Below are 19336 nucleotides of genomic sequence, written 5' to 3'. Positions count from 1 at the left end.
GGCAAGCGCTGCGCTCCGCACCAACCTGCTCGGTACGTGTGGTAGGGGGGCTAAACGCTTACATTCGAGGATGTGATCCGCGCCAATGACACCGTCGCTTCCGCCGTCGAAGCCGGGCAGTGGGACCGCGTCATCGACTACGTGAACCGCGAGGTCTTCAACAAACCCGAGGAGTACTACACCCTCGACAAGCTGCGCAAAGCCGCCGCCGTCGACCGCCGCCTGACACTGCGCGAGATCCTGGAGAAGGTCTTCGGCCTCATCCCGCGCTTCAAGTCGAAGGATGAGCTGCTGGAGGAGGAGTTCTCGAAGTTCGTCGCCGACACCAAGCCCGAAGAGGCCGCTGCCATTCCCGCCATCAAGACCTACTTCAAGGCCTACGTCAGCAACGGTTTGGTCCGCGAGATCATTGAGAGCAAGCAGTTCACCGACCTGGCGACCAACCCGTTCTTCTCAACCCATGATTTCAGAGCCGTGCCGGCCAGGTACCGCGCCATCATTCCCGACTACGTCAAGGACTACGTGTCCCTGAACCAGTTTGTCCAGTAGTTTCCCCGTAAAAGGCCTGCATGCTCGACACCGATACCAAACGCCGCATCGACACCGCCCGCGACATCCTCGTCGGTAAAGTCCCCGACCCCAAGTCCCAGGTCGAGCAGATCACCATCGCGCTGATCTACAAGTTCATGGACGACATGGACGCGGAGTCCGAGGAACTCGGCGGCAAGCGCAAGTTCTTCACCGGCGACTACGCCCGCTACGGCTGGGCCAAGCTCATGGCGCCCTCGCTCGGCGGCCACGAGATGCTCGGCCTCTACGGCGAAGGCATCTCCAGGATGCCCGAAAACCCCGGCATCCCCGCGCTCTTCCGCGACATCTTCAAGAACGCCTACCTGCCGTACCGTGACCCCGAGACACTCAAGGCCTTCCTCAAGATCATCGACGAGTTCCGCTACGACCACAGCGAGCGCCTCGGCGACGCCTTCGAGTATCTCCTCAGCGTCCTCGGCTCGCAGGGCGATGCCGGCCAGTTCCGCACCCCGCGCCACATCATCGACTTCATGGTCGAAGTCCTCGCCCCGCAGAAAAACGAGACCATCCTCGACCCCGCCTGCGGCACCGCCGGCTTCCTCATCTCCGCCTACAAACACATCCTGCGCACCAACTCATCATCTCCCTCTCCCCTCGTGGGAGAGGGCCGGGGCGAGGGGGCTGCACACCGCCCCGGCGACCTGCTCACCCCCGACGAAAAGGGCCGCCTCGCCAAGCACTTCAAGGGCTACGACATCTCGCCCGACATGGTGCGCCTCTCCCTGGTGAACCTCTACCTGCACGGCTTCACCGATCCCCACATCTACGAATACGACACCCTCACCTCCGAGGAGCGCTGGAACGAATTCGCCGACGTCATCCTCGCCAACCCGCCCTTCATGTCCCCGAAAGGCGGCATCAAGCCCCACAAGCGCTTCTCCGTCCAGGCCAAGCGCAGCGAAGTCCTCTTCGTGGACTACATCGCCGAGCATCTCACGCCCACCGGCCGCGCCGCCATCATCGTCCCCGAGGGGATCATTTTCCAGAGCCAGACCGCCTACAAAGACCTGCGGCAAATGCTCGTCGAAAACTCCCTCGTCGCCGTCGTCTCCCTCCCCGCGGGCTGTTTCAATCCCTACTCCGGGGTGAAGACCAGCATCCTCCTCCTCGACAAATCCCTCGCCCGGCAGAGCGACACCATCGCCTTCTTCAAAGTGGAGAACGACGGCTATGGCCTCGGCGCCCAGCGCCGCGCCTTCGACAAGAACGACCTCCCGCAAGTCCAGGCCGAGCTCGCCGCCTACCTCCAAGCCCTCCGCTCCAAAGCGTCCACCGAGACCATCCTCGCCCTCACGTCCACGACCCAGATCGTGCCGAAAGAAAAGATCGCCGCGAATGGCGACTACAACCTGAGTGGCGAGCGGTATCGGGAAGGCGGAGCCAAGACGAACATCTTTCCGCTGGTGAAACTCAGCGAGGTTTGCAACGTGAATCCGCGGAAAAGCCAAGTCGCCGCGAAGGCAGAAACGCGCGTCTCGTTCGTTCCAATGGCCGACCTCAGCGAGCACCGCATTTCGTTCCAGCCACGCGACGAGAAGCAACTGTCCGAAGTCTCGGCGAGCTACACGTACTTCGAGGACAACGACGTCCTTCTCGCCAAGGTCACGCCTTGCTTTGAAAACGGCAAAGCAGGCATCGCTCGCGGCCTGCTCAACGGAATCGGGTTTGGCTCCAGCGAGTTCTACGTGCTGCGGAGCAACGGGCAGGTCATGCCCGAGTGGGTTTACTTCTGCGTCATGCATCCACTCTTTCGCGATGCAGCCGTCGCCCAGATGACTGGCACGGGCGGGTTGCAGCGCGTGCCCCGCGACTACGTCGAGAACTTCCAAATCCCCCTGCCGCCGCTGGAAGTGCAGAAGGAGATCGTGGCGGAGATCGAGAGCTACCAGAGAGTCATCAACGGCGCCCGCGCCGTCCTCGACCACTACCGCCCCCACATCCCCATCCACCCCGACTGGCCGGTCGTAGAGTTGGGCAACATCGTCAGCTACAGCAGCGGCGGGACACCATCAAAAGCCAATGAATCGTATTGGGTAGGCGATATTCCGTGGATCTCGGCCAAGGACATGAAATCCGACGTGTTATCGGATGCTTCGACCCACATATCGGAAGCCGCAGTCAAGGAGAGCGCCACACAGATCGCTCCAGTCGGCTCAATCTTGATTCTTGTCAGAGGCATGGGTCTCGCCAACGGAGTTCCCATCTGCGAACTCGAGAAGCCATGCGCCTTCAACCAAGACGTGAAAGCGATGAAGCCTCACGCGTCGGTCAATCCGACCTTCCTCAGAGTGATGTTGAAACAGGTAGAGCCACAGTTTCGGAAGATTCTTGAAACCGCCGCGCACGGTACCCTGAAGATCAACACCGATGCCCTGAGCACGATCACATTCCCCTTCCCACCCCTTGCCACACAGCAAGCCATCGTGGCGGAGATCGAAGCCGAGCAAGTGCTGGTGGCCGCCAACCGCGAACTGATCACCCGCTTCGAGCAAAAGATCCAGGCCACCCTCGCCCGCATCTGGGGTGAAGAAGCGCCCGCTGCCCCGGAGGCTTGAGCTTGTAGGTTGGGGTGAGGCACGAACCCCAACATTCAAGGGCAGGAATACGTTGGGGTTCCTGCGTCACCCCAACCTACCGGACTCTGCGGGTTCCCCTGGACGCGTTCTTGTTACTGCACCAGCGGCGTATCTGCCGCGTCGAGATCCACGCCTTCTACCGTCGCCTTACCGGCCAGCAGGCGCAGGTATTGGCGTAACGCGGTGACGAAAGCCTGCTGGCGCAAGGCATTGGCGACCGCGCCGCGCACCGACTCGAACGACTGCGCGACGCCTGGGTCGCGTTCGAGCACTTCGACGACGTGCAGGCCGAAGCGGCTGTGGACCAGGCGCGGCAGGACGCCGACTTCACTGTGCCCGAAGATCTCGCGGGAAAATTCCGGCGCGCAGTCGCTGGTGCCAAGCCAGCCGAGCTCGCCACCCCGTTCGCCACTCGGGCAGTTCGAGAGTTCGCTGGCCGCGACGGCGAAGCGGTTGCCGGCGCTTGCCTTGCCATCGTGGCAGCGTACGTCGAGCAGGCAGGCTTCGGCGCGCTGGCGCAGCGCGACGACGTCAATCCCCGGCGTGACAGCGAACAGGATGTGGCGCAGGCGGACACGCTCACCGCTGCGGTAAGCTGCCTCGTGCGCGGCATGGTGCCGGCGGCAGGCTTCGTCGGATGGTTCGGGCGAGTGAAGGTCCCGCTCGAGCAGCGCTTCAATGGCGCACGAAGCCGCTTCGCTGATCACCCCGTCCGCAGAGGCGACGTCGGCGGCGGCGAGCAGGCCGGCCTCTATGGCCGCCTGGCGCAGCAGTTCGGTGCACGCGCGCTGGCGCAGTTCCTCGGCGGCAAGGCTCTCCGATTCGCCGTGCACAGCGACGCCGTTGATGCGCGCCACACAGATCGGCGCGGCCGGTGCCGCGGCACTGAGATCAAGTGATTCGACAGGCATGGTGGTCACTCCCTGAGACTCAGACACCGGCGCCGGGCTGGCGCGGCAGGTTGTGCCCGGCCGGGACGTTGAGGCGCCGGCTGCGCACCAACTGGTTGGGCCGGAAGAGGAAACCGACCGTCGCGAAACCGCTCCAGACATGCACCAGACGGCTGAACGGGAAGAGCAGGAAGATCGTCATGCCGAGGATCAGGTGAATCAGGTACGGCCAGGCGAGCAGCAGAAGACCATCGGCATGGGGACGGAAGGTGACGATGCCCTGCGCCCAGTCGCCGAGGATGAGCATGGCGCTGGCATCGGTATGGGCGAACGAGAAGGGCAGCGTGATCAGACCGATGACCAGTTGCACCCAAAGGATGACCAGGATCGCGATGTCGGTGCGGTGGCTGGTCAGGCGGATGCGCGGATCGAAGAGGCGCCGATGCAGCAGCAGCGTGAGGCCGATGAAGCAGACGATGCCGGCCGCGCCGCCCGAGTAGATGGCCATGCGTTGCTTATCGGCGGCGCTGATGAACGACTCGTAGAGCCAGTGCGGCGTGAGCAGACCGACGAAGTGGCCGAAGAACAGGAACAGGATGCCGATATGGAACAGGTTGCTGCCCCAGCGCAGCGTGCCGGTGCGCAGCAACTGCGACGAGTCGCTCTTCCAGGTGTACTGGTCACGGTCGAAGCGCGCCAGGCTGCCCATCAGGAAAACGGCCAGGCAGATGTACGGGTAGACGGTGAAGAAGAAGTTGTGCAGGTAGGACAGGACGGGATTCATGCGACTACTCCTGATGGCGGGTTGGCCTGGGCGGAACGGGAGGGTGGGAGCACGTGGATCGTTTGTACCTGGCCGGGTCTAGCCTGGCCTTTGGCCGAACAGCCGTCGAATACTGGCGGCTCGGCCCAGCTCTCGTCGAGCGTTTCTTCGCCGGCCGGCGGCAACGGTGGCAGCGCTTGCGCCTGTTCACCGGCCAGTTCGAGCAGCGCGCCGAGCACACTGGCGTAGGCGCTGTGGCGTTGCTGCAGCGCTCCGAAGAGAGCGCTGAGGAGGTGCGTCATCTCGCCAAGGAAGGCTTTTCCCTCGCCCGGCGGCTGCGTCGAGACGAATTCCAGCATCGCCGGCAGAAAGTCGGGCAGTTCGCCCTCAGCCAGAATCAGGCCAGCCTGTTCGTAAGTCTGGCCCAGATCGATCATCGCCGGGCCACGCTCGCGCGAGTCGCCGTGCACATGCTCGAAGAGGTGCAGCGAGGTAGCGCGGCCGCGGTCGAACAGATCGACGTAGTCGGCCTCGGCCTGCAACGGGTCGGCGTGCTGCAGTGAGTCCATCAGCGCATCGAGCTCGGCACAACGCGCTTTGGACAGTGCTCGCTCGTCGCGCAGCAGCTCGCGCATCTCCGGCAGGTGGCCGCGCATGCGCGCGTCGGGGTAGCCGAGCAGGGCCGCCAGCACGCGCAGGCTCCTGGCCATCGGCGGCGGGGTATTGCGGGTGTTGACTGCGAACATGTTCAGACCTCCGCCTTGATCGGAATGGTGCGCTTCTTCTCGCTGCCGAACAGGCTGGTCTCGCCGGCGCCTTCAGAGCAGCCGTTACCGAAGGAAAAGCCGCAGCCGCCGCGCACATTGAAGGTGTTCTCGGCGTATTCGCGGTGCGTCGTGGGGATCACGAAGCGGTCTTCGTAATTGGCGATGGCCATCACGTGGTACATCTCCTCGACCTCGGCCTGGCTGATTCCCACCTGCGCCAACACGGCCTGGTTGATGCGCCCGTCGACGTGCTTTTCACGCTGATAGGCGCGCATCGCCAGCATGCGCTCCAGCGCGCGCTCGACCGGCATGGTGTCGCCGGCGGTCAGCATGTTGGCCAGGTACTGGACCGGAATGCGCAACTGCTTGACGTCGGGAATCTCGCCATTGCTGCCCACCTGCCCGGCGTTGGCCGCGGCGCTGATCGGCGAAAGCGGCGGCACGTACCAGACCATCGGCAGTGTGCGGTACTCGGGGTGCAGCGGCAGAGCGACCTTCCATTGCACCGCCATCTTGTACACCGGGCTGTTGCGCGCGGCTTCCATCCACTTGTCGGGGATGCCGTCGATCGCCGCCTGGGCGATGACCTTGGGGTCGTTCGGATCGAGAAACAGGCGCAGTTGCGCCTGGTACAGGTTCCGGTCGTGTTCGGTACTCGCCGCTTCCTCGATGCGGTCGGCGTCGTAGAGCAGCACGCCCAGATAGCGGATGCGGCCGACGCAGGTCTCCGAGCACACGGTCGGCTGACCGGCCTCGATGCGCGGGTAGCAGAAAATGCATTTCTCGGCCTTGCCGCTCTTCCAGTTGTAGTAAATCTTCTTGTACGGGCAGCCGCTGACGCACATCCGCCAGCCGCGGCACTTGTCCTGGTCGATCAGAACGATGCCGTCCTCCTCGCGCTTGTAGATCGAACCCGACGGGCACGAGGCGACGCAGGCGGGGTTCAGGCAGTGCTCGCACAGCCTGGGCAGGTACATCATGAAGGTGTTTTCGAACTGGCCGCAGATGTCCTTCTGCGTTTGTTCAAAACCGCCGTCGAAGTTCTTGTCCTTGCTGCGTTTCGAAAACTCGCCGCCGAGGATCTCTTCCCAGTTCGGACCCCAGACGATCTTGTCCATCTGCTTGCCGGTGATCAGGCTGCGCGGGCGCGCCGTCGGTGAGGCCTTCATTTCGGGCGCCGACTGCAGGTGCTGGTAGTCGAAGGTGAAAGGCTCGTAGTAATCGTCGATCTCGGGCAGGTTCGGGTTGGCAAAGATGCGCATCAGGAGCTTCCACTTGGCGCCCTGGCGCGGCTCGATGCGGCCATTCGCTTTGCGGACCCAGCCGCCGTTCCACTTGTCCTGGTTCTCCCATTCCTTCGGGTAGCCGATGCCGGGTTTGGTCTCGACGTTGTTGAACCAGGCGTACTCCATCCCCGGCCGACTGGTCCACACGTTCTTGCAGGTGACTGAACAGGTGTGGCAACCGATGCACTTGTCCAGATTCAACACCATTCCTATTTGGGCACGGATCTTCATGCCACTTCTCCTTGAGCTTGCACCGGGCGGACCAGTTCATCGGCGACCGGGGTGTCGAGCCAGTCGATCTTCTTCATCTTGCGAACGACGACGAACTCGTCGCGGTTGGTGCCGATGGTGCCGTAGTAATTGAAACCGTAGCTGAACTGCGCGTAACCACCGATCATGTGCGTCGGCTTCAAAACGATGCGCGTTACCGAGTTGTGAATCCCGCCACGCACGCCGGTGATCTCGGAACCTGGCGTATTGACGATTTTTTCCTGCGCGTGATACATCATCACCATCCCCGGGTTGACTCGCTGGCTGACTACCGCCCGCGCCGCTATCGCGCCGTTCAGGTTGAACAGCTCGATCCAGTCGTTGTCGACCACACCGATCCGCCTGGCGTCATCTTCGCTGATCCACACACAGGGTCCGCCGCGACTCAAGGTGAGCATCAACAGGTTGTCGGTGTAGGTGCTGTGGATTCCCCACTTCTGGTGCGGCGTGATGAAGTTCAGCGCGATTTCCGGGTTGCCGTTCGGCCTGATTCCCTGAATGCTGGCGGTGGTCTTCAGGTCCACCGGCGGCCGGTAGCTGCTGAAGCCTTCGCCAAAGGCGATCATCCATGGGTGATCCATGTAGAACTGCTGCCGACCGGTCAGCGTGCGCCAGGGGATCATCTCGTGCACGTTGGTGTAGCCGGCGTTGTACGAGACGGTCTCCGACTCGATACCGCTCCAGGTCGGCGAGCTGATGATCTTGCGCGGCTGCGCCTGGATGTCGCGGAAGCGGATCTTCTCGTCTTCGCGGTGGATTGCGAGGTGCGTATGGTCGAGCCCGGTCTGCTTGCCCAGGGCCTGCCACGCCTTCACCGCGACATGGCCGTTGGTCTCCGGCGCCAGCATCAGCACCACCTCGGCGGCGTCGATGTCGCTGTCGATCTTCGGCATGCCGCAGGTGACACCTTCGGCGATCACCAGGCCGCTGAGTTCGCCGAGTTGCTGCACTTCGGTCTGCGTGTTCCACGCAATACCCTTGCCGCCGTTGCCAACCTTGGCCATCAAGGGTCCGAGCGCCGTGAAGCGTTTGTAGACGTTGGGGTAGTCGCGTTCGACGACCTGCATGTTGGGGGCGGTCTTGCCCGGAATCAGCGCGCATTCGCCGCGCTTCCAGTCGGTGACCGCGAAGGGCTGCGCCAGTTCCGACGGGCTGTCGTGCATCAGCGGCGTCAGCACCAGTTCCTTTTCGACGCCGAGATGACCGACGCACACTTCGCTGAACTTCTGCGCAAAGCCTTTGTAGATATCCCAGTCGCTCCTCGCTTGCCAGGCCGGGTCCACCGCCGTAGATAGCGGATGGATGAAGGGGTGCATGTCGCTGGTGTTGAGGTCGTTCTTTTCGTACCAGGTGGCGGTGGGCAGGACGATGTCGGAGTACAGGCAGGTGGTGCTCATGCGGAAGTCGAGCGTGACCAGCAGATCGAGCTTGCCTTCCGGCGCCTTGGTGTGCCAGACGACCTCTGTCGGCTTCGCTTCTTCACGGCCGGCGCTGGGCCGCCCCAAGCCGGCCGAGCCCCCTTGGGGGGTGGCGCGCAGCGCCTGGGGGCCGTCATCTCCCATGTCCTTGCCCTGCACGCCGTTGCTGGTACCCAGCAGGTGCTTGAGAAAATACTCGTGGCCCTTGCCGCTGGAACCGAGCAGGTTGGAGCGCCAGATGAACATGTTGCGCGGCCAGTTGTCCGGGTGGTCGGGGTCGGTGCAACTCATTTTCAGCGAACCGTCCTGCAAGGCCTTGACGGCGTAATCCCTGGCTTCCATGCCGGCGCTGGCCGCATCGCGCACCACCTGCAAGGGATTGGTCTGCAACTGCGGGGCGCTCGGCAACCAGCCCATGCGCTCGGCGCGAACGTTGTAGTCGATCATGCTGCCGCCGTAGAGCTTCCTGTCGGCCAGCGGTGAAATCACTTCTTCCATGCCCAGCTTTTCGTAGCGCCACTGATCGGTGTGCGCGTAGAAGAAGCTGGTGCTGTTCATCTGTCGCGGTGGACGGATCCAGTCGAGCGCGAAGGCCAGCGCCGTCCAGCCGGTTTGCGGCCGCAGCTTTTCCTGACCGACGTAATGCGCCCAGCCACCGCCGCTCTGGCCGATGCAGCCGCACATCATCAGCATGTTGATGACGCCACGGTAGTTCATGTCGCTGTGATACCAGTGATTCATTGCCGCGCCGATGATCACCATCGAGCGGCCATGGGTCTTGTCGGCGTTGTCGGCGAACTGGCGCGCGACGGTAATCACCTGATCACGCGGCGTCCCGGTGATGCGCTCCTGCCAGGCCGGCGTATAGGGTGTGTCGTCGTCGAAGTCCTTGGCCGCCAGCTCGCCGGCGAGGCCGCGCGCGACTCCATAGTTGGCCACCTGCAGGTCGAACACCGTGGCCACCAGCGTCTTGCCCGTCGTGCCGATCGCGAGACTGCGCACGGGGACGGTGCGTACCAGCACGTCGCCGTTCTCGCCCGGCAACACGTTGTTCGGAAAATGCTCGCTGGCAATGCCGCCGAAATACGGGAAGCCGACCCTGGCGGTGTCCGTCGCCGGCGTTTTACCCTCGAGCAGCGAGAGCATGAGCTTCACGGCGCCGCCGTTCTGTGCTTCCTTGGCTTCGAGGTTCCACTGCCCCTGATCGGCACGACCATCGGGACCCCAGCGAAAACCGATGGCGCCATTCGGCAGCACGACCGCACCGCCTTCGTCAAAGGCCACCGTTTTCCATTCGGGGTTGTTGGCCTGACCGAACTGGCCGTCGAAATCCGACGCGCGCAGGTAACGATCGGGAACGAGGATCTTCTCGCCGCTCGGCAGAGCGTGCTCCTTCAGCATGACCAGCATCGGCAGGTCGGTGTAGCGGCGCGCGTAATCGTCAAAATACGCGCTGCGCTTGTCGAAATAGAACTCCTTCAGGATGACATGCCCCATGGCCATGGCCACGGCGGCGTCGGTGCCCTGCTTGGGATGCAACCAGATGTCGGAGAGCTTGGCGACTTCGGAGTAGTCGGGCGTGACGGCAACGGTCTTGGTGCCTTTGTAGCGCACCTCGGTGAAGAAGTGCGCGTCGGGTGTCCGCGTTTGTGGGACGTTGGAACCCCAGGCGATGATGAAGCTGGAGTTGTACCAGTCGGCCGATTCGGGCACGTCGGTCTGCTCGCCCCACACCTGCGGGCTCGACGGCGGCAGGTCGCAGTACCAATCGTAGAAGCTCATGCAGACGCCACCGATCAGGCTCAGATAGCGGCTGCCGGCGGCATAACTGACCATCGACATGGCCGGGATCGGCGAGAAACCGATCACCCGATCCGGTCCGTGCTTCTTGATCGTGTAGACATTGGCAGCGGCGACGATCTCGTTGACCTCGTCCCAACTCGCGCGCACGAAGCCGCCCAGCCCGCGTACGCTCTGGTAGTCGCGCCGCTTGGCGTCGGACTCGACAATCGACGCCCACGCCTCAACCGGGTCCTTGATCAACCGCGCTGCACGCCAGCTCTTCAGCAGACGGCCGCGGACCAGCGGGTACTTCACCCGGTTGGCGCTGTAGAGATACCAGCTATAGCTCGCCCCACGCGCACAGCCGCGCGGCTCATGGTTGGGCATGTCCCAGCGGGTGCGCGGGTAGTCGGTCTGCTGGGTTTCCCAGGTGACGATGCCGCCCTTGACGTAGATCTTCCACGAGCACGACCCGGTGCAGTTCACGCCGTGCGTCGAGCGTACGATCTTGTCGTGCGCCCAGCGGTTGCGGTAGGCATCTTCCCAGGTACGATCCTCGCCCGTGGCGACGCCATGGCCGTCGGAGAAGGTCTCCCGCGGTTGGGAGAAATAAGTCAGTCGATCGAGAAAGTGGCTCATGCGGTTTTCCCAGAGGGGTTACGTTGGAATACAGGCAGCAGACGAGAAGCAGAGAATCAGGCCATCAGGGGTTCTTGACGTAGGCATTGGCGCGCAGGTAGAACCACCAGTTGAGAACCAGGCACAGCGCGTAGAAAATGGCGAAGCCGTACATCGCGAACTGCGGCGTTCCGGCCTTGATCTGGGCGCCGATCACCACCGGGGCAATGAAGGCGCCGTAGGCGGCGATCGCCGACGTCCAGCCCAGCACGGGGCCAGCCTGCTGGCGGTCGAAGATGACGCCGATGGTGCGGAAGGTCGACCCGTTGCCGATGCCGGTGGCGAAGAACAGGACGATGAACAGGCCGAGGAAAGCCGGGAAGTACTGCTCCGGCGTGGCCGATCCGTAGGCTTGCATCATCACGTAGCCCACGGCCACCGAGGCGAGCACCATCACCGCGGAGATCACCTGGGTAACGATCGACCCGCCGAGCTTGTCGGAAATCCAGCCGCCGATGGGACGTACCGCCGCGCCGACGAACGGACCGATCCACGAATAGGTCAGCGCTGACGGTGAGTTCGGATTCTTCAGCGTGTGCTGCAGCACGCCGTTGGCGTCGGGAACGTGGCTGATGCCGAAGATCACCGTGATCGACAGCGGCAAGGCCATCGAAAAGCCGATGAACGAGCCGAATGTCACGATGTAGAGTGCGGTCATCGACCAGGTGTGCTTGTTGCTGAAAATCGCAAACTGCTTGGCGACGCCCTCCTTCATCTCGCCGAAGGCGGCGAGCCGCATCACCAGCAGCGCACTGACGACGTCCAGCGGAATGGCCACCCACATGCTCAGCACGCCCAGGCCCGTCGGCTTCGGCAGGTACAGGTAGAGCATGAAGATGGCCGGAACGAAGGCCAGCGTGTACAGGTAGATGATTTTGGCGAAGGCGACCGGGGCGCTGCCGGTAGCGGGCGAGACCGTCTTCAGGTTGTTCATGCCGAACCAGCAAAGAATCGCCAGCGGCACCAGCGAAAACACCCAGGCAAAGCCCGCATTCTGAATCCACGTCGGCGTGCCGGCGGCAATCTTGCCGAAGATCCAGCCACTATCCTTGACCAGTGTCATCGGCTCACCGCCAAACGCACCCAGCAGGCCGACGGTCATCACCAGGGGAATGACCACCTGCATTGTCGTCACACCAAAGTTGCCGAGGCCAGCGTTAAGGCCCAGCGCGGTGCCCTGCAGGCGCTTCGGGAAGAACGTGCTGATATTCGACATCGAGCTGGCAAAGTTGCCGCCGCCGACACCCGACCACAGCGCCATGAGCTGGAAAGCCCACAGCGGCCAGTCCTTGTGCTGCAGCGCGATGCCGGTACCGATGGCCGGCGCGAGCAGCATTGCGGTGGTCAGGAAGATCGTGTTGCGCCCGCCGGCCAGGCGAATCAGGAACGACGCCGGAATGCGCATCGTCGCGCCGGAAATGCCGGCGATCGCCGTCAGCGTGAACAGCTCGGCCTGGGTAAACGGAAAGCCGAGGTTCAGCATCTGCACGGTGATGATTCCCCACATTCCCCAGACGGCGAAGCCACAGAGCAGAGCAGGCACCGAGATCCACAGGTTGCGGTAGGCGATGCGCTTGCCTTGCGATTCCCAGAAGGTGGTGTCTTCGACGTCCCACTTGACAATGTCGGCGGAGCTGTGACCGGCCGTTTTCTCTGTCGCCGCTTGTTGCTGATTAGTCATCTTGTTTCCAGTTTCCGGTTTTCGGGGGATCGCCAGGCGGAGCGCTCAGTCCGTTTTCGCGGTCACGAAATCCTGTGCGGGAACTCGTGACTCGTGACTCGTGACTGCGGACGAGAGTGGGCTTGGCCGGTTACCGTCGGGTTTTCAGTTAAGGGGCACGGGCGAGGCGGCCGGATGCTTGTCGCTTTCTGCTGCGCTCATTGGCCGCACTTCGGCAAAATACATCCACATCAGCGAGACCCAGACGATCCCGAACATCAGCATGAAAGCCGAGGAACGCAGGCCGGTCAAGTCGACCAGCGCGCCGAAGAGGATCGGCAGGATGAAACCGCCCATGCCCCCGGCAAGGCCGACGATGCCCGAAACAACGCCGATGTTATGCGGATAATCATCCGAGATGTACTTGAACACCGACGCCTTGCCGATCGCGAAAGACATGCCCATAGTGAACATGATGATCGTGAACAGCGTCGGATTGAGCCCGATATGAAAGGTTTTCGGCCCGGACACGGTGTGGATCGTGAAGTCGCTCTGCGGATAGGAGAGAAAGAAGAGACACACCAGCCCGACCCAGAGCACCCACCAGGTGACTGAATGCGCACCGTACTTGTCGGAGAACCAGCCACCGATGGCGCGCAGCAAGCCGCCGGGGATGCTGAAGCCGGCAGCGAGCAGCGCCGCCGTCTTGAGATCGAAACCGTACTCGCTGATGTAGTACTTGGTCATCCACAGGGAGAGCCCGACGTAGCCGCCAAAAACGATCGAGTAATACTGGCTGTAGCGCCAGACGGCCGGGTCCTTCAGGGTCAGCAACTGCTCTTTGACCGTAACGTGCGCAGCGCCCGCGCTATGTTCCGCGTCCGTATACGTGAAACACCAGAAGAGCAGCGCCGTGATCAGCATCAACACGGCATAGACCTGGGGCACCATCTCCCAGCCGTAGGCGACGACGATCGTCGGGGCAACGAGTTTGGTCACCGCAGCGCCGGTGTTGCCGACGCCGAAGATGCCCATGGCCAGCCCCTGGCGGTTCCTCGGAAACCAGCGCGCGCAGTAGGCGATGCCAACGGTGAATGAACCGCCAGCGACTCCGACGAAGAGGCCGGTGACCAGAAATTGCCAGAATTCGGTGGCCCGGGAAATCAGCCAGATCGGAAAGACCGTGCTCAGCATCAGGACAAGGAAGACGATGCGGCCGCCGAAGCGGTCGGTCCACATCCCCAGCGGCAGGCGGATCAGCGAACCGGTGAGGACCGGCATGGCCACCAGAATGCCGAACTGCGTTTCATTGAGACCCAGCGACTGTTTGATCGGGATGCCGATGACGGCGAACATCATCCAGACCATGAAACATACCGTGAACGACGTAGTGCTCGCGGTCACCACCGACCATTGCTTGAACTTCTCCGATGCCACCGACGGCCCCTCTCGCGCTTGACAGAATGCCAGCGAGTCTAGGACCGGGGGCGCCGTTCAGCTTTGATGTGCGTCAACGAAAGACCGGCCTGGCAGCGATCCCGGCGATCATCTCAGGTCTTCAGACCTGCGCTTCTCCGGTCGAGCAATCGACCTGAAAGACGGTGCGGTCCTCAAGGCGGACGGCTGTCAGGTGGCGGCCCCAGAGACAACCGGAATCCAGCGCCAGCAGCTTGGCTTCGACCTTCAGTCCGAGCGCCGACCAATGACCCGTGACGAGAACATCATCGGCGCTCCGCCGACCCGGCACTTCGAACCACGGCATAAGGCCAGGAGGTGCCGCGCTCAGTTCGCCCTTGGTCTTGAATTCCATGACGCCGTCGGCTGAACAGAAGCGCATCCGGGTCATCGCATTGACGATCACGCGCAAGCGCGGCCAGCCGGCAAGCGTGTCATCCCAGGACGCCGGTTCGCTACCCCACATGTTGGCCATGAAGTCGAGATAAGCGGGGCTGATCAGCGCTCCCTCGACCTCGGCCGCCAGCGCCCGCGCCTGAGGCACGGTCCACTGTGGCAGGAGCCCGGCATGGACCATGCAGAACTCGCCCTGGTGGTGGCACAGGGGTCTATGGCGCAGCCAGTCGAGCAGTTCTTCGCGGTCGGGTGCAGCGAGAATTTCGTCGAGCGTATCGCCCTTGCTGCGTCTGCCAAACCCGGCGGCAGCCATGAGCAGGTAGAGATCATGATTACCGAGTACCGTCGTCACCGCGGCGCCCAGATCGCGCACGAAGCGCAAGGTGTCCAGTGAGCGCGGCCCGCGGTTCACCAGGTCGCCGACCAGCCACAGGCGATCGGCCAGAGGATCGAAGTTGCACGCGGTCAGCAGGCGCTGGAACGAGTCGAAGCAGCCCTGGATGTCGCCAATTGCATACGTCGCCACGGGGTGCAGTCAGCTTGCCGCGCGCCGCTGCTGCCAGCGCCAGGCATCGCTGCACATCTCGTCCAGGCCTCGGCGCGCTGTCCAGCCGAGGAGTTGTTCGGCCAGCCGCGGGTCGGCGTAGCAGGCGGCCACATCACCCGGTCGGCGCGGCATCAGAGCGTAGGAAACCGGACGACCACTGGCGGCTTCGAAGGCGCGCACCATGTCAAGTACCGAATACCCGCAACCCGTACCGAGATTAACGGTCAGCAAACCGCCTTGGCCAACAAGATAATCCAGTGCCGCGAGGTGGCCTTCAACCAGATCCATCACGTGAATATAGTCGCGCACCCCGGTGCCATCGGGCGTCGGATAATCGTTGCCGAAAACGCTCAGTCGCGGTTGCTTTCCTTCTGCCACCAGCGCCACAAAGGGCAAAAGGTTATTGGGAACGCCACTCGGTTCCTCGCCAATCAGGCCGCTTGGGTGCGCGCCAACGGGATTGAAATAGCGCAGACGAGCAATCCGCCATTCGGGGTCGGCCTGGGCCAGGTCGACAAGGATGTCTTCAATCATCAGCTTGCTGGCGCCATAGGGATTGGTTGCCGAGCGCGGAAAATCCTCTCGAATCGGCACCGAAGCCGGGTCGCCATAGACCGTCGCTGACGAGCTGAAAATCAGCGTCTTGACCGCCGCTTCGGCCATGACTTCACACAAGGCGATGGTTCCGCTGACGTTGCAGTCGTAATAACGCAATGGCTGGGCAACCGATTCACCGACTGCCTTGAGGCCGGCGAAGTGGATCACCGCATGCACAGGAGCGCGAGAGAAAGCGTCGCGCAGCAACTCGCGATCACGAACGTCGCCTTCGAAAAAGACCGGCCGCCGCCCGCAAATCCGGGCCACGCGATCGAGCACCTCGGCCCGGCTATTGGCAAGATTGTCGACCACGGTCACGTCATGGCCCGCCCCCAGCAGAGCGACACAGGCATGCGAGCCGATATAGCCGGTGCCTCCAGTGACCAGGATGTTCATTGCATTGTCCACTCGCTCGATAATCGATCGCTGCCGGCCCCGCTGCCTGCTGCTCAGCGACTCGGAAACTCAGACCCCTGGCAGTAAGCGCTTACAGCCTGTTCACCAGAAATTCGTCCCGGTCCCGGCCCTGCTGTGTTTCAAGACTGGTCAGCCAGTTCGGCGCTTTGCCGCGGCCCGACCATGTTTCGCCGTTCGGACCGCGATACTTCACAGGGACCGTCGACCGAGGTTTTCCGGCAGCCATTGCTGCCGGCGCGCTGCCAAGCCTGAAGCCACAATCGGTTGCCGTCAAACCGTATTCGGCAATCAACTCTTTCGTCCGTGCGATGGCGTCCGCCAACTCCAGGCTCCGTGTTTCCTCGATTTTCTTTTCCAACTCCGCGCGTTGCGCAAGCAGTTCCCTGTACGTTGCCATTCACTTCTCCTTGAAAAAACCGTGTTGCCAGACGAAAAGCGGGCAATTTCAACACGCAATACTGGATTCGTCAAGCACCATGATGATTCACTGGTGATTAATGGCGGCCAAGCATAACTCTGCGCATTTTCAAGTGTTGTCGCGAGAGGGGATCACCCTTAGTATTTGACCCGGGCAAAATAGGTTTTCTCGGAAGCCTCCAGCGCTTGGCGCAGCGTAACGATCCCCATCCGGGCCAGCAAGGGCAGCATCTTGAGGAACACTTCGCCAGTGGCGCAGGCATCGGCCAGCGCGTTGTGGCGGCCTTCGATGCCGATTCCCAGCCGTTCAGCGATGCTGTCCAACTGGTGTGACTCCTGATTCGGATGCAGCACCGCGGACAGCAGCAGAGTATCCAGTACCGGCTGACTAAAGACCACCGCGGTATGCTCTTCCTTTAGTTGCAGAAAACGCATGTCAAAGGCCGCGTTATGCGCGACCAGCACAGTGTCGCAGCAGAAATCGTGAAAGGCCGGCAGTACCGCCTCGATGTTGGGCTGCCCGCGCACCATGTCATCGGTGATGCCGTGGATGCGGATTCCTTCCGGTCGCAGAAAACGTTCAGGATCGACCAACTGGTCGAAGTTCTCGTGACGCAACAAGCGGCCGTTGACAATCCGCACGGCACCGATCTGGATGATCTCGTCGCCGGCTGCCGGCTCCAGGCCGGTAGTCTCGGTATCGAATACTGTGTACGTCAGATCCGACAGCGAGCGGTCCAGATCGATGCTCTGATCCTGAAAATGAAACAGGTCGAAGTCGTAATACTCCGGGCGAACGCCAGACTCGTCGATCACCTCCCCCGGCACCCGGCTATCCGGCGAGGCCACCGGCAGGACGAAGCGGAAGAACGCACGGTGGGCAGCTTTTTCCCGCTCGTACCAGATTTCTCCCCCATGGCGGTCGATGACATCGCGCAGCGACAATGGGGAAGCTTCCTTGCCCACCTGCATGGCTTCGGTCTCCCAGGTGTAGGAAGTCTCCGAGGACATGGCGTGGCCGGCCCAGATGAGATCCAGGTAGGCCAGCTTGCCGAAAGGCAGGAGGCGGAAGCGAAGTTCCTTGATCTGGTAGTGGTCGATCAGGCGGGAGGCGAGAAAACAGATCGAGAAGACCAGAGAAAAGCTCTCCGCCCGCAGCCACAAGGCTTCTTGGATCTCCTCCGTTTTTGTTGGCAGCCCCAGTTGCTGTTCAATTCGCCGTTGGGCGGCAGCGATGATGTCGATGCCCAGCACGTCCTCGAGTGGCCAGCGGGTTTTCAGCGAATCGGCAAACTCGGTCATCGTCTGGTCCAGACGCTGGCTCATGCGGACCACTTCGTCGCTGATGATGCCGACGAAACGCTCGCGGATCTCGAGCCCCATATCGGGATAGTCCATCAGGTTGCCGACGGCTACGCGGATATTGGCCAGGCTGCCCCGGCTGCCGTCGGTCAGCGACTGCAGCACCTGATCGCGACGTGACTCCTGCTCGATGCTGCGGGTAATGTTCTCGACGGTAAGCACATAGCCGGTCATTTCGCGCTGCAGGGAATCATCGGTGGTCGCCAGAACAGGGACCAACTGGACCCGCAGGAGCTGCCCCCCACGCGCCGTGGTAATGAAGTTGGCGATTGCGGCTGCCGCGCCCTTGCCCAGACGCTGACGTACCACCTCCAGCGCATGATCGATCTGATTACGTTCGAGGATCGAGAAGATCGAACGGCCAAGGCCAATCAGCGCCCCCCCGGCGACTGCCGTGCTGCCTTGCGCAAGCGCCCTGAACTGGAGTCGGGCGCGGCTGTTGTAGAGCAGGATCACTCCGTCGACATTGCACACCACCACCGCTTGCGCCAACTCGGACATCAGTGCCGCCAGGCGGTTCTTCTCTTCCTCTACCGAGGCCTTGGCGGTGGTGATCTGGGCATCGACATCGTCCATCAGGCCATCGCGCTGCTCGGCCAGCGCGTTGGCGGCCAGGGCCAGCAACTGGACCTCGGGCGGCCCCTCCGGGTCGACCCGGAAGTTGCGATTGGCCGACAACATCAGGCGCAGGCTCTCGGCCATCCTGAGCAGGCCCTGAACGTACTGCCGGAAGAGGTAACGGATGACCAGCAAGCCGACCGCGAAGCCGAAGAGGGTCATCATCGCGCCGAGAGACAGGTGCGGCATGATCAACTGGACGAGAAGCGCCTGTTCCGCGGCTTGCGCGCTCGCCCAGACCAGGAGCGCCGTGATCACGAAGGGGCCGGTCATCAGAACGCCGAGAACAATGACTGCAATGAACAAGCGGTCGCGCGCGTTCATCGTTCAGACCGATGCAGGAATGACAGTTGTTCTGGCCATCACGACGCCTCCCTCAGGCAGCGCACGCTACGGACGGGCCGACACCGTCACTGCCTTGGGCCACAAGACCATCTGCGTGCACCGGAACAGCGCCAGCCGCCGCCCGTCTTCGCTGCTCACCTCGGCATCCCAGACCTGCGTCGTGCGGCCGCTGTGCACCGCGCTCGCCGTACATAGCAGTAGCCCTTCGGTCAGCGTACCAAGAAAATTGGTCTTCAATTCGATCGTCGTAAAACCGTCGGCACCAGCGGGCAGGTGCGCATACGTCGCGTAACCGGCACTGGTATCGGCCAATGCAATGACCGTCGCGGCGTGCAGGAAGCCGTTCGGCGCCAGCATCTCCGGCCGAATCGACAGGCGAGCGGAGAGCCTGCCGGGCTCGACGGTGAGCACTTCAATGCCGAACCAGCCCGGCAGGTGCCCAGGCGCACGGGCGTTGAGCGCGGTGACGCTGAATTCGGGACGCAAGGTGTGCCGGCTCAT

Annotated in this window: 14 protein-coding genes; 2 read left to right on the top strand and 12 right to left on the bottom strand. The window is 62.6% G+C overall.

The window, feature by feature from the left end:
* Positions 1-72: 72 nt before the first annotated feature.
* Together ACCAA_RS17045 and ACCAA_RS17040 are read left to right on the top strand one after the other, a co-directional pair.
* Positions 73-549 (top strand): hypothetical protein, encoded by a 477-nt coding sequence (locus ACCAA_RS17045; protein WP_245754638.1) that lies wholly within the window; start codon positions 73-75, stop codon positions 547-549.
* Positions 550-569: 20 nt separating this feature from the next.
* Positions 570-3146, top strand: coding sequence for an N-6 DNA methylase (locus ACCAA_RS17040; RefSeq protein WP_186408449.1), 2577 nt, complete (start codon positions 570-572; stop codon positions 3144-3146).
* Positions 3147-3259: 113 nt separating this feature from the next.
* On the opposite strand, the gene ACCAA_RS17035 is transcribed toward ACCAA_RS17040, so the two are convergent.
* The 12 genes from ACCAA_RS17035 to ACCAA_RS16980 form a co-directional block, all read right to left on the bottom strand.
* Positions 3260-4078 carry a peptidylprolyl isomerase gene (locus tag ACCAA_RS17035; protein WP_186408448.1) on the bottom strand — a complete coding sequence of 273 codons (819 nt, stop codon included), beginning with the start codon at positions 4076-4078 and terminating at the stop codon, positions 3260-3262.
* A gap of 19 nt (positions 4079-4097) precedes the next feature.
* Positions 4098-4841: a respiratory nitrate reductase subunit gamma gene (gene narI, locus ACCAA_RS17030; RefSeq protein WP_186408447.1), complete on the bottom strand. Its 744-nt coding sequence runs from the start codon at positions 4839-4841 to the stop codon at positions 4098-4100.
* Entirely contained in the window at positions 4838-5566 is a 729-nt protein-coding gene (gene narJ, locus ACCAA_RS17025) for a nitrate reductase molybdenum cofactor assembly chaperone (protein WP_245754637.1), read from the bottom strand. The genes narI and narJ overlap by 4 nt, the downstream gene beginning before the upstream one ends.
* 2 nt (positions 5567-5568) lie before the next feature.
* On the bottom strand, positions 5569-7104 hold the full coding sequence (gene narH / locus ACCAA_RS17020; protein WP_186408446.1) for a nitrate reductase subunit beta: 1536 nt from the start codon (positions 7102-7104) through the stop codon (positions 5569-5571).
* Positions 7101-10982 carry a nitrate reductase subunit alpha gene (locus tag ACCAA_RS17015; RefSeq protein WP_186408445.1) on the bottom strand — a complete coding sequence of 1294 codons (3882 nt, stop codon included), beginning with the start codon at positions 10980-10982 and terminating at the stop codon, positions 7101-7103. The genes narH and ACCAA_RS17015 overlap by 4 nt, the downstream gene beginning before the upstream one ends.
* 64 nt (positions 10983-11046) lie before the next feature.
* A complete protein-coding gene (locus ACCAA_RS17010) occupies positions 11047-12702 on the bottom strand; it encodes an MFS transporter (protein ID WP_186408444.1) in 1656 nt (551 codons plus the stop codon).
* 144 nt (positions 12703-12846) lie between these two features.
* Positions 12847-14118, bottom strand: a complete 1272-nt coding sequence (locus tag ACCAA_RS17005) for an MFS transporter (protein ID WP_186408443.1) — start codon at positions 14116-14118, stop codon at positions 12847-12849.
* A 121-nt stretch (positions 14119-14239) separates the two neighbouring features.
* On the bottom strand, positions 14240-15058 hold the full coding sequence (locus ACCAA_RS17000) for a symmetrical bis(5'-nucleosyl)-tetraphosphatase (RefSeq protein ID WP_186408442.1): 819 nt from the start codon (positions 15056-15058) through the stop codon (positions 14240-14242).
* Positions 15059-15067: 9 nt separating this feature from the next.
* Positions 15068-16072, bottom strand: coding sequence for a UDP-glucose 4-epimerase GalE (gene galE / locus ACCAA_RS16995; RefSeq protein WP_186408441.1), 1005 nt, complete (start codon positions 16070-16072; stop codon positions 15068-15070).
* Between the two features lie 91 nt (positions 16073-16163).
* Positions 16164-16451: an H-NS histone family protein gene (locus tag ACCAA_RS16990; RefSeq protein ID WP_425394493.1), complete on the bottom strand. Its 288-nt coding sequence runs from the start codon at positions 16449-16451 to the stop codon at positions 16164-16166.
* Positions 16452-16648: 197 nt separating this feature from the next.
* Positions 16649-18814: an exonuclease domain-containing protein gene (locus ACCAA_RS16985; protein ID WP_186408439.1), complete on the bottom strand. Its 2166-nt coding sequence runs from the start codon at positions 18812-18814 to the stop codon at positions 16649-16651.
* 66 nt (positions 18815-18880) lie between these two features.
* Entirely contained in the window at positions 18881-19336 is a 456-nt protein-coding gene (locus tag ACCAA_RS16980) for a PaaI family thioesterase (RefSeq protein WP_186408438.1), read from the bottom strand.

It is taken from the genome of Candidatus Accumulibacter aalborgensis (genome assembly GCF_900089955.1).
Lineage (GTDB): Bacteria > Pseudomonadota > Gammaproteobacteria > Burkholderiales > Rhodocyclaceae > Accumulibacter > Accumulibacter aalborgensis.
This window is presented reverse-complemented; position numbering and strand designations above follow the sequence as displayed.